Origin of the sequence: Alkalibacillus haloalkaliphilus C5 (assembly GCF_000269905.1) — a bacterium.
Lineage (GTDB): Bacteria > Bacillota > Bacilli > Bacillales > Alkalibacillaceae > Alkalibacillus > Alkalibacillus haloalkaliphilus_A.
Genome location: NZ_AKIF01000207.1, coordinates 1 through 3882 on the forward strand (window position 1 = coordinate 1; position 3882 = coordinate 3882).

A 3882-nucleotide genomic window follows, 5' to 3' on the forward strand; every position below is an offset into this window, starting at 1 on the left:
GTCACTTTCCTTTATGCTTAGGAACCTCTTGGCTTTGTCCAGCCTCAACTCAGGACAGTACCGAAGAATGAATCTAATAAAATCTTTGTTATTTATTCTGATAAATCCACTTTTTTCTTTATCTTTGAATACAATCGCATCTTCTGTATATTCGCTCTCATTCACACCTAAAACAACTATGCATTTTTTTTCTTTATCAAAACCAAGTTTTATAGCATATGGAGAACCCAGTGCCACAATAGAAGCTTTATTAAACACAATACCATATTCTGCAATAGACACTATCGGAGTTCCTAAATTAGGAGAATACCATTCTACATTAAAATTCATATTCAGTTTCACCCTTTCAACACATAATACTTTCATCTACATTCATCTTTATAAGCATTACATTTCGTTTATATTGCTTTTATATCTCTATTTTTTCATCATAACATAAATGTAATTACAAATAAATAAAGCTAATATAAAACAAACATGTTAGAAACAATCAAGTTAAAGTTTTGCAAAAAATAAAATAATAAAAAAACTTATACACGATACTATACCTATATAAAACATTAAAAAATGCAATGTAATAGCGCTATAGACCCAAGTAATTTTTAAATTGTATTTAGGAGTTAAATTTAGCATTATGTTAAGAAGTTGTTCCCCAACGCCTCCTGCCTTAACTTTACAGGGACGACATTATTGAAAAAAGAAAAAAGCATGGTGATCAAGATCGTAAGTTGATTCAATCGAAGATAGCCTTCTTACCCTTATTATATGAAGGTTGGATGTTTCATTTGTTGATGATCACGTATTATCACCAGATTACGATTCCTCGTTTGTATCTTCCTGTTGCTCTTCCTCCTCTGTCTCTTCTTGTTCCTCTGTTGTATCATCTTGAGAAGATTGAACTTCTTTTGATGATACCATTATAGCTGATTTCTTCTTCATTTGTTTCCTCTTCATCTAATAACTGTCTTCGTTTTCAGATGATTGTTCATATGGTAGACTGTTAGAATAGTGTTTGGATTATGTCTAGGGTGAGGAACTTCAAATTCTTGTCCACTGTACTATGAGAAAAAAAAAGCATTGGGATTTACCTTCCAATGCTTTTTCTAATTAATCTATTATCATTCATAGACTAGCTTCTATGGGTTCGATGATCTTTATTTTTATTCATTTAAAGGATAATTCTCTAGCAATTTACTGTACTTTTCTCTACGCGTGGTATTTGAATTGTTAACAAAGTCGGCAGTGTCAATAAACTCAGTTAAATAGTGACTTTGTTCGGATGATAAATCGTTATAATCAATTTCTTTATCGACAGTCAAACCAATCAAGTAGGTTAGTATATCAACCCTTTCAATTCCTCCCAAACGATTCTTTTTGCTCATAAATTCTAAAATATCATTCAGTGCCTTTAGAGTTATTGATATCATCTCTTTAATTTCCCCTACCTCACAACGACCAATAGCTTTAGCCTTTGTATCAGAAGGGATTGGACTGAAATTTCCTTTTTTCTTGCCACCAGTAACTTTGAAATATGCAGCGTTCAAAGTAGCTAAAGGAATCGATACTTCAGCGGACTTTTTAGGCATTAAGTGTTCCAAGTCCTTACTTTCTAGCTTTTTAATAAATGGATTCACATAATCTGTATAAAAGTCAATGCCTTTGACCAATAAATCTGTTAAAAAGACCATATCCTCTGTAACACGACTCCCAGCAAGGTTTAAGACTTCAAACCATTCCATTTGCTCTGTTTTAGATAAATTAGTAGCAAAGTTAACCACATAGTAGTATTGCTGGTGCTTCTTTCGAATCGTGTTCAATAAGTCTTTTATATTATCTCCTTTTAAAAACTCATTGTTGTTCACGTATTCTAAATATTTAGTCTGATCTTTGTTGTAAAGTTTCCCAACAGGTATTTGATGTTCTTTAATTGTATCGTTATTTGGAAGAGAAATGAATTTCCCTTTACGTAAATCAAGTACAATATCTCCAACATCCTTATGATCAATATAAGCTTTAAAGTTCGTGGAAAGCCTCTGTTGTCCATCAACTACTGAATGCTTGCCTAATAAATTTTCCTTGTCAAGTACTTTTCTGTCCAAAAATCCAATTTGTTCAATAACTTGTTCAGGATCATCAATAAAATTAATAGAGACGGGAGCTACAGGGGATTTACCAAGTAGTTGATAATTAAACAAATCTACCATTTTAGATTGAGTCCAACGAATATATGTTTGGTAAATCGGAAGAACCATTTTACCTTTTTCAATGTCGTCACACAATAACTGTAACGTCATATCTTTTCTTTCTTTACTAGGATCAAAAGCTGCCTTTTTGTATAAATCCAAAACACTTTTTTTCAAAAAACCACATCCCTTTGTTTTTTAAGTATATTTAAATAATACCCAAATATAAAAAAGGCGTCAATGTTTTCTGGCGCTTTTTTTAACAGCAGCTGTGGTTATTTGTTTATTTTTACAACAAAAATTAAAGCTGCTTTTATTTTTCGTTTATAAAAAGTGGTTAAATTTATCAAGAGTTCATATGTAATAAAATAGTCATTTTCGTACATTTTGACCTTTCCCACTCATACTCAATTCATATATATATTTGTTTTGGTACTAATTGAAAGTCGAAAGAAGTTAAATTCATTTCCATTTTGTAAACGGGAATATTAAGTGTAAAAGCAATATTAACCAATCGAAAAATGTGTTCATCTTTACATTTATCACCTATATAAATTGCTGATGGATTTGCTTTCATGTATTCCGGTCTAGAAACATTAGTAGGTTTCATAACCCTAAATTCTTGTTCGTATTCCCATTTTTCCTCCTTAATATAACAGGACAAAATAAGCACCCATAACAACATTAAATTATCAATTAAAATTTTATCTTGTTTTTCTTTTATCGCTTGTTCATAATTTTCCTCTATACTCCTCAAAAATCCTATAAAATACGTAGTAACATCTATTCGCTTCTCTAAATATTGAACAGGAAAAAGTGACGGTGAAAGCTCAGGGTTTTTTGCTAAATCAGTTGAGTAGCTGACACAATAACCTTGGTGATTATTGGAGTAGTGCGCCCACATCGGTAAATTATTCACTCCTGACTTTGAAAAGGAGGCTAATCTTGTTTTATTTATGTTTTCCTTTACAAATCCTTCACCAAAAAAATAACCAAACTTATACTTTTTCAATCTTTCAACGTCAAAATAATAGGAACGATTGTCAAAAGGATCATTAAAATCCCTAGCATTCGACAAATGTATTTCTCTATTTTCTAATGTCGAAAACTTCAGATTATTAAGGTTCTCGTTATCAGTTAAGGAATAATACTTAAAAATTTCATCTGGTACATATAATTTAATAATTTTATAGATTGTATTAAATACATCTTGAGGAAATCTATCTAGGGCTTTTAAAATTTTGACATAATCAATTGGATTTTCATTAATATATTTTTGGTCTTTTATATTCATAACGTACCTCCACAATGTGCCCAACTTTTGAACACTAAAATTCTACTCTTAATATATAATCTTTTTTCTCATAATTACATCAATTAACAACCCTATCTCTATTCATTACTGAACAAACTGTGTGATTTTTAGATAATGTTGGCTACAGAACAAACATGGATTCTATTTTTTCCTTTGAATTAAGTAAATACTCAATCGGAAAAGATTGAGTATAACCTGTATGTTTAGAATAAGTTTCTAAATAAACATAAGATGGGTCTAATTCTACTGCAATAGTATTGTAGTAGAATTGTGTATCCTTTTAAGGCACAATTAATTCTTTATCCAAAAAGTAATCTACTCCATTCTTTTCTTCGTAAGGTCTCTGGCATCTGAAATCGTATCGCATGTAAGTAATGTATCTAA

The 3882-nt window shown here is 30.7% G+C and carries 4 protein-coding genes; all 4 read right to left on the reverse strand.

What is annotated here, in order from left to right; genetic code table 11:
- Nucleotides 1–330: hypothetical protein (locus tag A194_RS0115325; protein WP_237718784.1), on the reverse strand; the 330-nt coding region annotated here is incomplete at its 3' end.
- 483 nt (nucleotides 331–813) lie between these two features.
- Complete coding sequence (locus A194_RS21060) at nucleotides 814–939, reverse strand: hypothetical protein (protein ID WP_017187677.1); 126 nt, start codon at nucleotides 937–939, stop codon at nucleotides 814–816.
- A gap of 221 nt (nucleotides 940–1160) precedes the next feature.
- Complete coding sequence (locus A194_RS0115335) at nucleotides 1161–2360, reverse strand: GmrSD restriction endonuclease domain-containing protein (protein ID WP_017187678.1); 1200 nt, start codon at nucleotides 2358–2360, stop codon at nucleotides 1161–1163.
- A gap of 235 nt (nucleotides 2361–2595) precedes the next feature.
- Nucleotides 2596–3477 (reverse strand): DUF2971 domain-containing protein, encoded by an 882-nt coding sequence (locus A194_RS0115340; RefSeq protein WP_017187679.1) that lies wholly within the window; start codon nucleotides 3475–3477, stop codon nucleotides 2596–2598.
- Nucleotides 3478–3882: the final 405 nt, after the last annotated feature.